Below are 15,690 nucleotides of genomic sequence, written 5' to 3'. Positions count from 1 at the left end.
AGCCCCGCCCCGCTCACACCGCGGGCAGCGCGTACAGCCGCTTCCCGTGCATCACCGCGAGCCGCTCGCCCGCCGCCACCGCGTACCACTGCTGGATGTCACCGCTCCCGTCGTTGTACGTCCAGCGCAGCTTCCCCGTCGACGCCTCGAACGCGTGCACACCGCCGTCCGCGTCGAACTCGGTCGCGCCGTACAGGGTGCCGCCCACCAGGGCGAACTGCCACGCCTGCGCCGCCGAGTCCAGCAGGTCCCCGTTGTGCCAGATCCGCTTCCCGGTCCCCGGGTCCACCGCCCACAGACCGCGCACGCTGTCCGAGGCGTAGAGGACGCCGCCCAGCACCTGCGGGTCCTTGAACAGGCTGAACCGTTCCGTCGCCAGCGACCACCGCTCCTCGCCCGCGGCCAGTCCGAAGGCGCGCAGCCGCTGCCCGTCGGCCACCACGACCAGATCCTCGTGGGTGGCGAAGCGCCGGTAGTTGGACTTGCCGATCTTCTTCGTCCACACCTGCCGGCCCGAAGCCGTCTCCCGGACCGTCACGTTCTTCCGGTAGTCGGTGTACACCAGCCGGTCGCCGACGACCGACGCGGTGATGCCGTACTCCTCCGTGCCCGCGTCGCGCTTCTCCTGCCAGACCACCTCGCCCGTGGCGGTGTCGATCGCGGCGATGACGTTGGTCGGCGTCGAGAAGTCCTTCTCCAGCACCCCGGCCAGCACGTACACCCGCCGGTCGTCGGCCGCGATCGGCCGGGGCTGCTGATAGGCGTCGCCCAGCCGGCTGCGCCAGGTCTCCTCACCGGTGGCGGGCGCGATGCCCACGACGTCACCGTCGTACTGCGCGCTGGAGAGGTACAGCGTCCCACCGCCGAGAATCAGCCGGGCGCCGGGCGTGGTGATGCCGGCCCGCGACCACTTCTCCTCGCCCGTGACGACGTCCCGGCCCACCAGCGGGTCGCCGGACACCAGCACGACGTCCCCGACGACGGCGAGGGCCAGCAGCCCGCCCAGATTGTCGTGGGACGTCGACGCCCGCCACAGCGGCTCGGGCGCGGTGCCCGGCGGGGGAGTGGTGAAGGCGCCGGCGTTCTCGTCGCCGGCGTGGCCCGAGGCGCCGCCCGACGCGGGTGGCACCGGCTCCTTGGGCCCGCACGCCGCGCCCCCGGCGCCGATGGCGGCCAGCACCGTACCGGCGCCCGCCATCCGCAGCAGCCGTCTCCGCGACACCGCCCGGCCGCCGCCCGCCACCGCGCCCATGTCCCCGCCCGTCATCCGTGCCCCCGCTCCCGTCGTGCCGCGACGACACCGGTCGGACGTCCGCAGCGCCGTCAGGCTAGACGGCGCCCCCCGGCCGCCGGCCGGCCGGTACATGATCGGGACACGACTGTGGACCGCTCGTCACCGTCCCCCGCGGACGCGCACGGGCCGCGTCCGCGGTCCGTCCGGCGCGCCGGACGCGACCTGCCCCGGCCGGTCCGAGGACCGGCCGGGGCAGCCGTGGGAACCGGGGGCCGGGTGTCAGCGCAGCCCGTAGTACAGCGCGTTGTGCGCGGTGTCGGCGAGGTACAGCACGTCGTTGCCGTCCGAGTCGCGCCGCACCGCCAGCCGGTCCGCGGCCACCCCGGGAGCTGCGGCCACCGCACTCCACGCACCGGCCGACTCGGTCGCGGCGAAGACCCGCTCCGTGCCCGTCGACGTCACGTAGTACACCCGCTTCGCGTCCGTCGCGTTCCAGGTGAGACCGAGGGCGGCAGTGGTCTGGCCGCCGCTGTACACCGTCTGGCGGGCCCAGCCTCCGCCGCTCGGATAGGCGTAGTACACCCGGAAGTTCCCACCACTGTCGGCGGAACGGTAGCGGTAGGCGACTTTGGGCACGGAGCCGTCGTCGAGGGTCAGCTTCGCGCTCTGCACCGCCGGTCCGGTGTAGGCGTTGTCGATGCTCCACTCCTCACCCGCGGTGAGGTCCTGGATCACGTCGGACGTCGCGGGCGTCACCGGGGCGGTGACGGACGCGCCGGAACTGTCCGTGAACGCGCCGGTCGCCGGGTCGTACCGCAGGTAGGAGAGCTGGTGGCGGAACGCGGTGGCCGGCGCCTTGGCCCACTCGTACAGCAGATGCACGCGCCCGGCGGAGTCCACCGTCAGGTCGTCCGGGTACACCGAGCGGTTCAGCGCGGTGGCGAACGTCGCGACGACGCTCCACCGGGAGGCGGCGTTGTCCCAGCGGTAGAGCTTGCCGGGGCGCTGGTCGTTGCCGGCGCCGACACGGGCGGCCAGGTACAGGTCCCCGTTGGGAGCGGTGGTCAGCACCGGATAGGTGATGGCCTGGCCCTGGTCGGGCAGCTCCGCCGCGTGGTCGGTGACGCTCCCGCCGGGCGCCTCGGTGCGGTAGTAGCGCCAGGGGTTGGCGTGCATGGACGTGAACACGTGCAGACGACCGCTGCCGTCACGGGCGACGGACGGCTGGTTGTGACCGTTGTCGTCCGCGAACTCCGCCTGCCGCCCGTCGGCGTTCAGCAGCGGCAGCCGGCTCCACACACCGTCAGGGTCGCGCCGCGCGATGGCCGGGCGGTGCGTCGCCGCCGTGGAGCCCGGCTCGTTGAACGCGAAGTACGTGTACTGGCCCCGGCCCTTGTACGTGGCGGCGGGCGTCCACCACGCGGCCTGGTTGGAGGAGTCCATCGCGTACGGGACCTTCTCCACGACCGTCGCCGCGACCGCGGCACGGGGGGCGCTGTCGGCCCGGGCGGCGGGCAGCGGGCTGAGCAGGGCGGCCAGGGCCGCGGCCGAGGCGGCGTACGCGCGAACCGAGGGACGTCGCAAGGTGAACTCCTTCGTGGGCGGGGGGTGGCGCGGGAGGAACGGAGAACGCCGCACACCGGGCCGGTGCCGTGCGGGAGCCCGGGAGGGGCGGGGGCCGGGGCCCCGGCGGCGTCACCACCGGGCGCCCCGGAGGGCCGGAGGGCGAGCCCGTGCGGGCGCGCCCTGCGGTCAGCGCTTGATGAGGGCGGTGATCTCCTCGCCGGCCGCCTTCATCGCGTCCTTCGGCTTCGTCTTGCCGACCAGGACGGCCTGGACCTGCTCGGCCACGGCCTCCTCGATCTGCGCGTTCTGCGCGAACTGCCAGAACGGGCTGCCGGTCGCCGTCTTGGTGATCTTCTCGGTCCACTCGGTGGTGAAGGTGTCCGAGGCGACCTTCGGATCGGCCAGACCGGCCGTCGTCGACGGCGGCAGGGCCCGCGAGACGAAGTACTCGGACGTGGTGGCGAGGTCGGAGGTGGTGTGCAGGGCGAACTCCGTCGCCGCGTCCTGACCCTTGCCGTTGACGATCGCGATCACACCGCCCCACAGGAGCGCCTGCGGCGTGTCGCCGGCCTTCAGGACCGGGCGCTGCATCGGCTGCATCGCGTCGGCGAGCGTCTTGTCGGAGGACTGCGCCGAGGTCACGCCCTTGCCGATGATCGCGTCGTCGTAGAACGCCGCCTTGCCCTGACCGAACAGGGCCCGCGCGTCGAAACGGTCCACGTCCGCGGCGATCAGCTTCGCGTCGTGCAGCTTCTTGTACCAGGTCACCGCGTCGACGGAGGCGTCGTCGCCGATGGTCACCTTGTCGCCGTCCATCAGCGTGCAGCCGAACGTCTGCATCCACGGGAAGATGTCCTTCAGCTGCGCCACCTTCGTGGCCGCGGCGTACGGCACCACCCCGCCGCCGAGCCCCTTCAGCTCGCGCAGCGCGGCCTCGAACTCCTCCACCGTGGTGGGGTGCTTCTCGATCCCGGCCTTCTTCAGCAGCTTGGCGTTGGCGATCACACCGATCGAGCCGGTGTTCCACGGCAGCCCGTACTGCTTGCCGTCGTACACACCGCTCTTCAGCGCGACGTCCGTGTAACCGCCCTTGGGCGCCACCGGCGCCAGGTCGGCGAGCTTCCCCATCTGCGCCACGGCGGCGAGCCAGGCGATGTCCAGGTGTATCGCGCCGGTCGTCTCCCCGCCGCCGAGCTTGAGGGTGAGCTGGCTCAGGTACTCGTTGTACGGGTACGAGACCGCGCGGATCTTCGACCCCTGGGCCTTCTCCCACGCGGCGATGATCTTCTCGATCGACGGCTTCGCGGTCTCCTCGTTCAGCGACCACGAGGTGAAGTCGAAGTTCTTGGTCTTCGTGTCGCCCCCGTTGGACGAGGAGGCGGGACCGGAGGGGGCGCAGGCGGCCAGCACACCGGTGCCGGCGACGCCGAGCGCGCCGAGGCCGAACATGCGCAGCGCGCCGCGCCGGCTGATGCCAGAGGTGGTCATGGTGTCTCCCTGGGGAGTTGGGCGGAAGGGGAAGGTGTGTGGGGGCGGGAGCGGGATCAGCTCTTGACCGAACCGGCGGTCATCCCGCCGACGAGGTAGCGCTGCAGGAACATGAAGGCCACGACCACCGGAACGGACACGACGAGCGAAGCCGCCATCAGCTCCGGCCAGGCGGCCTGGAACTCCCCGATGTAGGTGGAGACCAGACCGGGCGGAAGCGTCTGCTTCTCCTTGTCGGCCAGCGTCACCGCGAAGATGAAGTCGTTCCAGCCGCGGACGAACGCGAACAGTCCGGCGGCCACCATGCCGGGCGCGGCCAGCGGCGCCACGATCGAGTGCAGCGTCCGCCAGCGGGACGCGCCGTCGATGGACGCGGCCTCCAGCAGGGCGTCCGGGATGGTGTCGAAGATGCCCTTCAGCATCCAGACGCACAGCGGCATCGTGAACGTGGTGAAGGACAGCACCAGCGCGGTGTACGTGTTCAGCAGACCGAAGCTGGAGAACACCGCGTACAGCGTCACCAGCAGCAGCGCCTGGGGGAACATCTGCGAAGCCAGCACCATGTGCATCAGGGAACGCCGGCCCCGGTAGCGGAACTTCGAGAACGAGTAGCCCATGTAGGTCGCGACGACCACGCTCAGCACGGCCGTGATCGAGGCCACGACCAGCGAGTTGACCAGGTACGTGATCAACTGGTCGTTCTCGGCCAGCGCGGTGAAGTTGCTGAAGGTGATGCTGGTGGGAACGAGCTTGGGCGGGAACTGGAACGCCTGCTCGGGGGCGCTGAGCGCCGTGGCCAGCAGCCAGTACACCGGCAGGAGGCCGAAGGCTCCGATCACCAGGACGGCGGTCCAGGCGACGACCCGTGAGCGGAGCACGTCCTTGCGCATCCGTCGCCGCCCGGTGCGCGCGGTGGGCGTCGCGGACGTCTTCAGCCGCTCGGTGCCGTGCAGCGGGGTGGAGGTGGTGGTGGTCATCAGGCGTCGCCCTTCCGCTCGGTGATCCTGAGGTATACGACGACGAGGAGGAGGAGCAGCAGCATCCACAGGCCGCCCAGCGCGGTCGCCCGGCCGATGTCGAAGCCCTTGAAGGCAGTGCGGTACACGGCGGTGGCGAAGGTCTCGGTGGCGCCGGCCGGGCCGCCGCCGGTGAGCACGTAGATGGTGTCGAAGTGCTGGAAGTTCCAGATGAACTCCAGCAGCAGCACGATCGATGCGACACCGCGGACCTGCGGCCAGGTGACGGAGAGGAAGCGGCGGATCGAGCCCGCGCCGTCGATCGAGGCCGCCTCGTGCAGTTCCTTGGGCACGGTCTGCAGACCGGCGAGGAGCATCACCATCATCCAGGGGAAGCTCGCCCAGGTCTTGGTCACGATGACGGCGACCATGGCCGTGCCGGGGCGGCCGAGCCAGGAGACGGACTCGTCGATGATCCCGGTCTCCATGAGGACGCCGTTCAGGACCCCGTAGTTCGCGTTGAAGATCCACATCCAGAGGAAGGACACCACGACGCCCGGGATCACCCAGGGGAACAGGAACAGCCCCCGCATGAAGCCGCTGCCCTTGAGGCCGGTGTTCAGTGCCAGGGCCAGCGCGAAGCCGATCACGAAGGGGACGAGGGTCGCGCCGACGGTGAAGACCAGCGTCTGCCTCAGGATCGTGAGGAAGTCACCGTCCAGCCAGTAGGCGAAGTTCTCCAGGCCGACGAACTCGCGGCCGGGCAGCCGCAGGTCCTGCTTGAAGAAGCCGGTGAACAGGGCCGACACCAGTGGGTAGATGATGATCGTCGCGAACAGGGCGATGCCGGGTGCGGTCAGCAGCAGTGCGAACGCGCCGTTGGAGAGCCGTCCGCCGGCCCGCTCGCGGCGTGCGGCGGCCTTCCGGGGAGGTGCGGCCGTACTCATGGGTCTGTCCTCTCGAACGGGGCGGGAGCGGTGCTGGGCGTGGCAGCGCGGGTGCTCGTCCGAGGCCCTGACTGGAAGCCGATACATGCTCCGTGGAACGTAAGTTGCAGCATGCGGGATCGTTCTCCGTATGGTGCGATTGCGTCAACCCTTTGTTGGTGAATCGCCGGTTCCGTATGGTCCCGGCGACATCGGCTCACCTGGTCGGGGTCACCCGCCGCGCCGCGTCGCACGATCTCCTCGCTGCGCCGGAAACGTACAACAAATCCCACAGGATGAACAGTACTTGCGCAATGTGCATGTGATGTACGTGCAACATGGGTCTGTAAGGGCACCGTCGCACGTCAGAGAGCCGCGACGCCCGGAAACCGGGCACTCCGCCGCACCGGGACCACGAAGGGCCGGGAGACCGCTGCCGGAACGCCTCGGCCCCGCCGGCCCGCCCCGCGCCGGGGCAGCGCGAACAGCCCGCCGCCCCGGCGCGGTGGCCGGAGCGACGGGCTTGGGAAGAGACGGCGGTCGGGTACGGCGGAGGGAGTGGGCCGTGCACGGCCCCGCGGGCTCGGTTACACCTCGCCGGTCGCGAACAGTTCGAGATGCCCGCACTCCGGGCAGCGGAACGCCTCTATCTGCCGTCGGGGCCGGCCCATCCGCTTGGCGCCCCCGAACAGCCCCCGCTCCAGGGCTCCCTCGATCCAGCGCGCGTATCCGCGTGCATGCTCACCCGCGTCCTCGAGGAAACCGTCCAGCAGGCCGACCGTGCCGCACTGGGTGCAGGTGTGGTTGTTGTCCATCCCGCGAGTGTAGAAAGCCGAGCCCCGGCCGACCGGCCGATGCGCGTAGTGCGGCGCATGTACTACGGCCGCAAGGCCGCAAGGGTGCAGTGGTGCGGGGCCGCGGAGGGGCGGGCGGTGCCGGGGTGCGCGGTGCCGCTCCGGGACGCACGGTGCCGCGCCGGGGTTGGATGTCCCGGCGCGGCCCGTGCCGGCGTGCGGTGCCCGGTCAGGCCACCGTGCAGGCGGCGCCGCCGAGCGTGAAGCCCGCGGGCTCGGTGAAGGCGCCTCCGGTCCAGGTGCCCTGGAAGCCGAAGGACTGGCTGGTTCCCGGGCTGATCACGGCGGTGTGCGCGGCGCCGCGAGCGGTGACCGCTCCGCTGCCGGGGCTGACGGTCGCGTTCCACGCCTGGGTCACCTGCTGGCCCGGAGGCAGGGTGAAGGCGAGGTCCCAGCCGTTGACCGCCGAGGTGCCGGTGTTCTTGACGGTCACGTTGGTGGTGAACCCGCCGGGCCACACGTTGGGCGCGTACGTGACCTGGCAGGCGGCCTGTCCGCCCGGGGGCGGGGTCTCCGTACCGCCGCCGGTGTCCTGACCGTCCGTCACGGACGAGGAGAAGGAGGAGAGCGAGAGACCCGCGCCGCCCACCCACGGCTCGAAGCCCGCCTGCACGCTCGTGAGGTACCAGTTCGCGGCGGCCATGCCACGGCTGACCGTATGGTCCACGAAGTCCTTCACGTCGAACGACCAGCTGGGGATGGCCGACGGGGCCAGGAAGGAGATCACGTCGTTGCCGCCGTTGTTGCCGGTCCACACCTCCCAGGACCGGCCGCCGACGTCGGCGGTGCCGACCGGTCGTCCGATGGGCTGGATGGAGCCGACCCGGTTGAACCAGATCATGATCTCCGTCTTGTTGACCCCGTCCGTCTTCGGCTGCGGGTCGAGCCAGATGTCGAACGAGGCGTTGTAGGTCGCGTTGCCGACGTACCCGTAGGTGAGCGAGGTGGGGACCGCGGCGATGGTGTCGATCCGCTTCGGCAGGTTCGTCCCCGGCGAGCAGGTGGTGTAGTGGCAGCCGAGGAAGATGGAGGGGTACGACTTCGGCGGGCCGGACGTCGAGACGGCCCCGTCGGCCTGGGTGAGGGTGAACCCGGTGTCGCCGACGTCGATGCACTGCGTGGCGGCGGTGCCCCACCGGTTGTTCTGGGCCGTGTAGCGGCCCTGGACGGTGGTGGTGCCGTACTGGTCGCAGACGACCTGGCCGGCGGCCTGAGCCGCGGCCTGGGTGGCGGGAGTGGTGGTGAGCAGGGCGGCGGTCGTGCCCAGCATCAGCGCAAGAGCTGTCAGGAGGGTGCGTGCACGGTGTCGCATCGTGTCCCTTCGGGCCTGTGCGGGAGGTGGGGGAGAGCGCCGTGGGAGCGCTCCCATCCGTCGGGACTGTAGGGCTGCCGGGGAGGGGTGACAAGAGACTGCACAGGGTTTGTTGCGCCCGGCCTCCCGACCGCCCCCCGTCCCGGAATCCCGGCCTCCCCGGAGCCCGCACCCCCGGCCCCGCCACCTGCCCGCGCCGCCGCCCTGGCGGCCCGCGACCTCGCCCGCCCCGCCCGGATGCCCGCCCTCCACCGGTCGCGCGTCGATCCGGGTTCGCCGGGCAGGCTGGATCCATGAGCGACATCGACGGCATCGACGGCATCTACGAAGGACCCGCGACCCTGATCATCGGCGGGCACGAGACCGCGGTCATGGCCACCCTGCGGGCGGGCGGCCCCGACGGGCCGGGCCGGTGGGCCGGCAGCGTCGGGGCCGACGGGCTCCAGGCGGCCTTCTGGCCCGCCGTGCAGAGCGGCGGAGTCACCCTGCGCCTGCCCGACGGCCGCAGCGCGCGGGCGGAGATCGACATGGACGCGGAAAGCGGCACCGCCACGCTCCGGGGCGACGGACCCGCACCCTTCTGAACCGCGCGATCCCGGGGGTCGGCGGCACCGGGGGAGGGGCTCGCGTGAGCCATCTCTCAGCAGCCCGTCCGGGGCTTGCCTATGCAACAAGTTGCATAGCAGGATCCCGGCATGGCGCTCGAACACGCGATCCTCGTCTCCCTGCTGGAGCGGCCCGGCTCCGGCTATGAGCTGGCCCGGCGCTTCGAGCGGTCGATCGGCTACTTCTGGACCGCCGGCCACCAGCAGATCTACCGGGTCCTCACCCGGATGACGGCCGGTGGCCTCCTCCTGGTCCGCGAGGTGCCCCAGCAGGGCAGACCCGACAAGAAGGAGTACTCGGTCGCCGGACCGGGCCGCGCCACACTCACCGAATGGCTGCACCAGCCGATCGAACCCGAGACCCTGAGGCACGATCTCGCCGTGAAGATCCGCGGAGCGGCCTTCGACGATCCGGCCGCGCTGGTGGCGGAGGTGGAGCGGCACCGCGAGGTGCACCGCGACCGGCTCGCGCACTATCTCGCGGGCGAACAGCGGGACTTCCCCGGTGCCGCCGACACCCCGTCGCCCCGGGACGCCGGCCAGGAACTGCAGCACGTGGTGCTGCGCGGCGGCATCGCGTTCGAGCGGATGACGATCGCCTGGCTCGACGACGTACTCGCCACCCTCCACCGTATCGACACGTCCACGGTCCACGCCCTCTGAGCGGGCCCGTCGTCCCCGGCGCCCCGGCCGCCGCAGCGCGCTCCGGTGCGCCGGCGCGTCTCCCGGGCGTCGCGGACCCGCCCCATCGCCCCAGCCCGTCCCTTCACCTCCCTCCCCACCGGAAGGCGCCCTCCATGGCCGACTCCCTGCTGTTCAACCCCCGCACCTACGACCCCTCCCACTTCGACCCCGAGACCCGCAGGCTGCTGCGCGCCACCGTCGACTGGTTCGAGGCGCGCGGGAAGCGCCGCATCATCGAGGACTACCGGACCCGCGCCTGGTTGGGCGACTTCTTGGCCTTCGCCGCAGAGGAGGGGCTGTTCAGCACCTTCCTCACCCCCGCCGCCGAGGCGGGCCGCGCGGACCAGCGCTGGGACACCGCCCGGATCGCCGCCCTCAACGAGATCCTGGGGTTCTACGGCCTGGACTACTGGTACGCCTGGCAGGTGACGATCCTCGGCCTGGGTCCGGTCTGGCAGAGCGGCAACGCCGAGGCCCGCGAGCGCGCCGCCCGCCTCCTGGCCGAGGGCGAGGTGTTCGCCTTCGGTCTGTCCGAGAAGACCCACGGCGCCGACATCTACTCCACCGACATGCTGCTGGAGCCGACCGGCGACGGCGGGTTCGTGGCCAACGGCTCCAAGTACTACATCGGCAACGGCAACGCGGCCGGGCTCGTCTCCGTCTTCGGCCGCCGCACGGACGTCGAAGGCCCCGACGCGTACGTGTTCTTCGCGGCGGACAGCCGCCACCCCGCGTACCAGCTGGTCAAGAACGTCGTCGACTCCTCGAAGTACGTCAGCGAGTTCCGGCTGGCGGACTACCCGGTGGCCGCCTCCGACGTCCTGCACACCGGCCGTGCGGCTTTCGACGCCGCCCTCAACACGGTCAACGTCGGCAAGTTCAACCTCTGCACCGCCTCGATCGGCATCTGCGAGCACGCCCTGTACGAGGCGGTGACCCACGCGAACAACCGCGTCCTCTACGGACGTCCGGTCACCGCGTTCCCGCACGTGCGCCGCGAGCTGACCGACGCCTACGTGCGCCTGGTGGGCATGAAGCTCTTCAGCGACCGGGCCGTCGACTACTTCCGCTCGGCCTCGCCCGAAGACCGCCGCTACCTCCTGTTCAACCCGATGACCAAGATGAAGGTCACCACGGAGGGCGAGAAGGTCATCGACCTGATGTGGGACGTCGTCGCCGCCAAGGGGTTCGAGAAGGACAACTACTTCGCCCAGGCCGCCGTCGAGATCCGGGGGCTGCCCAAGCTGGAAGGCACCGTCCACGTCAACCTCGCGCTGATCCTGAAGTTCATGCGCAACCACCTGCTGGACCCCGTCGACCACCCCGAGGTCCCGACCCGCCTCGACGCGGCCGACGACGACTTCCTCTTCAGCCAGGGCCCGGCCCGCGGCCTGGGTTCCGTCCGCTTCCACGACTGGCGCACCGCCTTCGACGCGTACGCCGAGGTGCCCAACGTCGCCCGCTTCCGCGAACAGGCCGACGCCCTGTGCGCGTTCGTCACCGACGCGGCCCCGGACGAGGAGCAGAGCCGTGATCTCGACCTGCTGCTCGCGGTCGGACAGCTCTTCGCCCTCGTCGTGCACGGCCAGCTGATCCTGGAGCAGGCCCGCCTGACCGGCCTCGACGAGGAACTGCTCGACGAGCTGTTCGCCGTCCTGGTGCGCGACTTCTCCGCGCACGCCGTGGAACTGCACGGGAAGGACTCGGCCACCGAGCAGCAGCAGCACTGGGCTCTCGGCGCCGTCCGCCGCCCGGTCGTCGACCCCGACCGATCGGCCCGGATCTGGAAGCGAGTCGAGGCGCACTCGGGCGCGTACGAGATGAATCCCTGACCCCGCCGCCGGCCGCCCGGCCGCACAGACCGGCCGGGCGACCGGACCCCACCCGGCCGCACGGACCCGGAACCCGGCGGGTGTCGTGCCGGCGGGAAGAGTGGGCCAACCTCAGGACGGCGAGGCCAGGCCCCACGTCTGCAGGGCGTAGGGCCGCCCCTTCTCCTCCCCCTCGATCAGCGGCACGTCGAGCGGGCTGAAGCCCGCCGCGGTGGCCACGGCGACGCTGGCGGCGTTCTCGGCCTCCAGTTCCAGGATCACCTGCCGGACCCCCAACTGCTCGAACGCGTATGCGGCCATCACCCGCACCGCCCGCGCCGCCAGCCCCCGGCCGCGGTGCGCCGGGCCGACCGCGTAGCCGAGCTCGGTGCCCTCGGGGGCCCGCCGCAGCATCACCTCGCCGAGCGGTGCGCCCCCGTCGTCGGTGATGGCGAGCAGGACGGTGGTGCCCTCGGCCCTCAGCCGCCGACCCCGCTCCAGCCGCGCGCGGGCGGCCGCCTCGTCGAAGGGCGAGACCATCGGCGTCCAGTGGGCGATGTCGGGGTGGTCGAACAAGCCCGGCATCGCGGCCGCGTCCGCTTCCGTCCAGTCACGCAGGACGAGGCCTTCCCCCCTGAGCTCCATCCGGTCGGGGAAGGGGGACGACGTGGGGGTGCTCATGGCGCGGATCCTCCTGGCCTCGGGAACGAGGCAGCATAGCCGGGGAGGCACCTCGCCCCCCACCGGGCGCCCTCACCGCCGTGGCGGCGGTAGCCGAGCGCGCCGGTCGGCCCGAAGGCGGTGGACCCGGACGGCGCCCGGTGCCGTGGACTCGCCAAGCCGCCGTGGCAGCAGTCGGCGTTCCTGGGCCTTCGGCAGTGTGTGGACCCCCTGTACGCGTCGCCCGCGGGCTCCGGCGGGCACGCGCTGAACCGGGCGAGCGGCCGCGCGCGGCGTGGACCGGCCCTCAGCGTGGCCGGAGGTGGGCATGCCCGCCGACGGGCTCACGCGTTCGCGTGCCGGGCGAGCGTCGGGATCTCGGCGACGTCGTAGTAGACGGGCAGGCCGCGGCGCCGTGCGAGGGCGACGTCCTGGTCGGCTCCGGCGGAGTCTCCCGGCAGGCGCAGAACGGCGTCGCAACGGTCCAGCAGGCGTTCGGCGGTCGGGTAGAGCACCTGCTCGGCGAGGGGGTCGGTGGGGCCGGCTCCGGCCGAGCTCAGGACGGGCAGGGCGATCCACTCGCCGATGACGGGAAGGTGGCCGGCGGCGAAGACGGGCCACGCGGCGGTTTCGAGGCGTGCGAGGTTGGCGGCCATGGCCTGCGGGTCGCCGTGGGTGCCGGACCGGTAGGGGCCGGCGATCAGGATGAGCATGGGCTTGTCGTTCATGGACGCTACAATACACGCAAAAACGTGCAACAACAGGAGAGAACGCGAATGCTGGCTGCTGAACGACGTGACCACCTGCTGGACCTGCTTGCCCGCCGGGGCAAGATCGTCGCCAAGGACGTCGCCTCCGACCTGCGGATCTCGGAGGACACCGTGCGGCGCGATCTGCGGGACCTGGCGAACGAAGGGCTGTGCCAGCGCGTGTACGGCGGGGCGCTGCCGGTGTCTCCGGCCGTCGTGGACTACGGCGCCCGGCAGACCGTCGCGCCGGAGGGCAAGCAAAAGGTCGCCGCGGTGGCCGCCGCGCTGGTGCGCCCCGGCGGTGTGGTGATCCTGGACGGCGGCACCACCGCTCTGGCCGTCGTCCACGCTTTGCCGAAGGATCTGGACTGCACCGTGATCACGCACAGCCCGCCGGTCGCGACCGCGTTGCTCGACCATCCGCGGGCCGAGGTCTTCATGCTCGGCGGCCGCCTCTTCAAGCACTCGGCCGTGACCTGCGGCGCCGCCGCGGTGGAGGCCGCGCAGAACGTGTCCGCCGACGTCTTCTTCGTCGGTGTCACCGGCGTGCACCCCGAAGCGGGACTCACCACGGGTGACGCGGAGGACGCCGCGATGAAGCGTGCCCTCGCGGCGAGGGCCGCGGACACCTACGTCCTCGCGTCCTGCGAGAAGATCGGTACCGCGTCGCGGTTCCGCGTCCTGCCCTGGGAGGAGATCAGCGGACTGATCACGGACCGGGCCCCCCAGGACCCGGTGGTCGCGGAGCTCGTCGGACGCGGCGTCGACGTCCTGACGGCCGACTGACGACATCTGCCAACAGGACGGAGGTCGCCTGCGACCGGCCGGTCAGCGCCGCCGCCCCTGCCCGTGCCGGACGCCAGGAACGCGCGGTGGGACGTCCGGGGCGGGCTGTCCCCGTGGCTCGAACTCCTCGAAGCCGACTCCCGGCGACTGGCCGACCGGGCAGCCACCCGCGGCCTCGCCCTCACACCGGGCTTCCGCCTCTCGCTCGACGGAGCATGTACGGGTGTGTGGACCATGACTGTGTTCGGGAACGCCGCGGTCAGCCGGGCGGTGGCCTCCTGCCCGCGGTGGCAGGAACCGTTGTCCGCGATCCAGAAGACGCGCTTGGCGCTGCCGTAGGGCACGGTGTTCATGACCTGGGTGACCAGGTGCATGAACGGAATGATGCCGGTGCGTTTCGTAGGCGGCCAGGTAGGCCAGGGCGTCGCCGCGTCCGTAGGTGTGGCTGACGCGCATCGCGCGGGCCTTGCCGGGAGCGAAGGTGGGATGGCAGCGGCAGCGGGCCTGGATGGAGGTCTTCTCGTCTGCACTGATCACGTACTCGTCATCCCGCAGATGTTCGCCCTGCCAGGTGCGGGCGTACAGGTTCAGTACCCGGGCGGCTTTCAGCCGGAAGCCGGGGTCGGTGATGAAGATGCAGGAGTGGTGCTGGCATCCTCGGTCAGTCAGCGGCGCACGGTGTCAAGGTGCAGGCCCGTCTCCTGGACGATGCGCGCGTTGGAGCGGCCGCGCGCGGCGTGCAGGACGACGTGTGCACGCACCCGCAGCCAGTGCTCGGTCTTGTGGCCGTAGGCCATCTTCTTCAGCCGCACGCGTTCGGCTGCACTCGGGGCTGTCGGACAGGCGTTGCGGACGGGCATGGCGGGCGAAACGGTTCGGCCGAAGTGGATCATGGCAAGCCGCAGCCTGCCCCGCCCGCCGCCAGGATGGAACCCAGATGTCGCGGGTGGGCCCACCTGCTGGTCCAGTTGCGAGCCGTCGCTGCAATCGGGAATCCCATGATCACCCCAGGTGTTGACCCTCCGGTCAGCGCCAGTCGTGTAAAGGATCTTTCGTGCGCGCAGTACAGATCAATCGCTTCGGCACTCCCGACGTCCTCGACGTCGTCGATGCTCCCGAGCCTGAACCGGGCACCGGGGATGTGCTGGTCCGGACTGTCGCGACCAGCATCAATCCCGTCGACGACAAGACGCGAGAAGGAGCCATCGGCGAAGGAACGCCGCCACTGCCGATGACGCTTGGCTGGGACCTGGCCGGCATCGTGGTCGACGGCGGCAGCAGTGGGCTGCGCGCCGGGGAACGCGTCATCGCCATGTCGCACCAGCTCGGCTCCGGCCGGGGGACCTGGGCCGATCTGGTCGCGCTTCCAGCACGGGCCGTCGCCCTTGCGCCGCAGACGGTCAGCCTGGCCGAGGCGGCCACCTTGCCGCTTCCCGGACTGACGGCTTGGCAGACCCTGGCCTGGCTTGCGGTGAAGGCCGGTGAGCGGCTGCTGATCGCCGGTGCCGCAGGTGCGGTTGGCGGGTTGGCGCTGCAGATCGCCCGTGCGCGCGGCGTCAAGGTCGACGCTCTGGTCTCCCGGGATGCTCAGGTCGCCTTCGCCCACGAGCACGGTGCCGACCTCGTCACCACCGACCGCCGCGCTCTTCAAGACCGTCGCTATGACGCGGTCTTCGATACCTTCGGGGCGTTCGTGACCGGGGCACTGGCGGATGGCGGCCGGTATGCGTCGATCGCCACCCAAGCAGGTCCAGTACCTGACTTGTCTTCCCGCGGTGTGCGTACCACCGTCAACCAGGTGCGTGAGGACGGCGCGGGACTGAACGAACTCATCAAGCTCGTCGACTGCGGCTCCCTGCGGCTGCGTGTGCACTCCACCTTCGGCCTCCCAGAGATCCAAGCCGCACACGAACGCTTCCTCCAAGGTGGCCTGGCAGGAAAGATCACCGTGATCTTCTGAGCACCCCCTACACGTCTCGCGCACAACACCGGCCCCGGAGACAACTCCCGAAGGATTTACGGGGCGGACCGCTAAGAGATCGGGTACAACGGCGGCGGC

At 71.2% G+C, this 15,690-nt stretch carries 16 protein-coding genes; 6 read left to right on the top strand and 10 right to left on the bottom strand.

Translation table 11 applies throughout. The features are described 5' to 3' along the window. Window positions 1–13: 13 nt before the first annotated feature. From Q0994_RS21235 to Q0994_RS21205, 7 genes are all read right to left on the bottom strand, one after another. A complete protein-coding gene (locus tag Q0994_RS21235; RefSeq protein WP_299537433.1) occupies window positions 14–1,267 on the bottom strand; it encodes a PQQ-binding-like beta-propeller repeat protein in 1,254 nt (417 codons plus the stop codon). Window positions 1,268–1,513: 246 nt separating this feature from the next. After that, window positions 1,514–2,818, bottom strand: a complete 1,305-nt coding sequence (locus Q0994_RS21230; protein ID WP_299537431.1) for a BNR-4 repeat-containing protein — start codon at window positions 2,816–2,818, stop codon at window positions 1,514–1,516. Between the two features lie 168 nt (window positions 2,819–2,986). Continuing rightward, window positions 2,987–4,288 carry an extracellular solute-binding protein gene (locus Q0994_RS21225; RefSeq protein WP_299537429.1) on the bottom strand — a complete coding sequence of 434 codons (1,302 nt, stop codon included), beginning with the start codon at window positions 4,286–4,288 and terminating at the stop codon, window positions 2,987–2,989. Window positions 4,289–4,344: 56 nt separating this feature from the next. Continuing rightward, window positions 4,345–5,265 (bottom strand): carbohydrate ABC transporter permease, encoded by a 921-nt coding sequence (locus Q0994_RS21220; RefSeq protein WP_299537427.1) that lies wholly within the window; start codon window positions 5,263–5,265, stop codon window positions 4,345–4,347. Next, entirely contained in the window at window positions 5,265–6,191 is a 927-nt protein-coding gene (locus tag Q0994_RS21215; RefSeq protein ID WP_299537424.1) for a carbohydrate ABC transporter permease, read from the bottom strand. Before Q0994_RS21215 ends, Q0994_RS21220 begins: the two co-directional genes overlap by 1 nt. Before the next feature lie 566 nt (window positions 6,192–6,757). Beyond that, the gene (locus Q0994_RS21210) at window positions 6,758–6,985 is read right to left on the bottom strand and encodes a hypothetical protein (protein WP_299537421.1); all 228 of its coding nucleotides are present in this window, start codon (window positions 6,983–6,985) and stop codon (window positions 6,758–6,760) included. A gap of 208 nt (window positions 6,986–7,193) precedes the next feature. Continuing rightward, on the bottom strand, window positions 7,194–8,336 hold the full coding sequence (locus Q0994_RS21205) for a GH12 family glycosyl hydrolase domain-containing protein (RefSeq protein ID WP_299537418.1): 1,143 nt from the start codon (window positions 8,334–8,336) through the stop codon (window positions 7,194–7,196). A gap of 293 nt (window positions 8,337–8,629) precedes the next feature. Here Q0994_RS21205 and Q0994_RS21200 point away from each other — a divergent pair, with 293 nt between their 5' ends. The 3 genes from Q0994_RS21200 (at window position 8,630) to Q0994_RS21190 (ending at window position 11,457) form a co-directional block, all read left to right on the top strand. After that, on the top strand, window positions 8,630–8,920 hold the full coding sequence (locus tag Q0994_RS21200) for a DUF4873 domain-containing protein (RefSeq protein WP_299537415.1): 291 nt from the start codon (window positions 8,630–8,632) through the stop codon (window positions 8,918–8,920). 111 nt (window positions 8,921–9,031) lie between these two features. Next, a complete protein-coding gene (locus Q0994_RS21195; RefSeq protein ID WP_299537412.1) occupies window positions 9,032–9,604 on the top strand; it encodes a PadR family transcriptional regulator in 573 nt (190 codons plus the stop codon). Window positions 9,605–9,738: 134 nt separating this feature from the next. Beyond that, window positions 9,739–11,457, top strand: coding sequence for an acyl-CoA dehydrogenase family protein (locus tag Q0994_RS21190; RefSeq protein ID WP_299537410.1), 1,719 nt, complete (start codon window positions 9,739–9,741; stop codon window positions 11,455–11,457). 111 nt (window positions 11,458–11,568) lie between these two features. On the opposite strand, the gene Q0994_RS21185 is transcribed toward Q0994_RS21190, so the two are convergent. Continuing rightward, the gene (locus tag Q0994_RS21185; protein ID WP_299537408.1) at window positions 11,569–12,117 is read right to left on the bottom strand and encodes a GNAT family N-acetyltransferase; all 549 of its coding nucleotides are present in this window, start codon (window positions 12,115–12,117) and stop codon (window positions 11,569–11,571) included. A gap of 323 nt (window positions 12,118–12,440) precedes the next feature. Beyond that, window positions 12,441–12,824, bottom strand: a complete 384-nt coding sequence (locus Q0994_RS21180) for a DUF4406 domain-containing protein (RefSeq protein WP_299537406.1) — start codon at window positions 12,822–12,824, stop codon at window positions 12,441–12,443. Window positions 12,825–12,872: 48 nt separating this feature from the next. On the opposite strand from Q0994_RS21180, the gene Q0994_RS21175 reads away from it, so the two are divergent. Together Q0994_RS21175 and Q0994_RS21170 are read left to right on the top strand one after the other, a co-directional pair. Next, on the top strand, window positions 12,873–13,631 hold the full coding sequence (locus tag Q0994_RS21175; RefSeq protein WP_299537404.1) for a DeoR/GlpR family DNA-binding transcription regulator: 759 nt from the start codon (window positions 12,873–12,875) through the stop codon (window positions 13,629–13,631). Window positions 13,632–13,694: 63 nt separating this feature from the next. Then, a complete protein-coding gene (locus Q0994_RS21170) occupies window positions 13,695–13,970 on the top strand; it encodes a hypothetical protein (RefSeq protein ID WP_299537402.1) in 276 nt (91 codons plus the stop codon). Between the two features lie 326 nt (window positions 13,971–14,296). Here the strand turns inward: Q0994_RS21170 and Q0994_RS21165 are convergent, their stop codons facing one another. Next, a complete protein-coding gene (locus Q0994_RS21165; protein WP_299537400.1) occupies window positions 14,297–14,443 on the bottom strand; it encodes a hypothetical protein in 147 nt (48 codons plus the stop codon). A gap of 242 nt (window positions 14,444–14,685) precedes the next feature. On the opposite strand from Q0994_RS21165, the gene Q0994_RS21160 reads away from it, so the two are divergent. Next, window positions 14,686–15,591 carry an NADP-dependent oxidoreductase gene (locus tag Q0994_RS21160; protein WP_299537398.1) on the top strand — a complete coding sequence of 302 codons (906 nt, stop codon included), beginning with the start codon at window positions 14,686–14,688 and terminating at the stop codon, window positions 15,589–15,591. Window positions 15,592–15,690 lie beyond the last annotated feature (99 nt).

This window comes from uncultured Streptomyces sp. (assembly GCF_947488945.1).
GTDB lineage: Bacteria > Actinomycetota > Actinomycetes > Streptomycetales > Streptomycetaceae > Streptomyces.
This window is presented reverse-complemented; position numbering and strand designations above follow the sequence as displayed.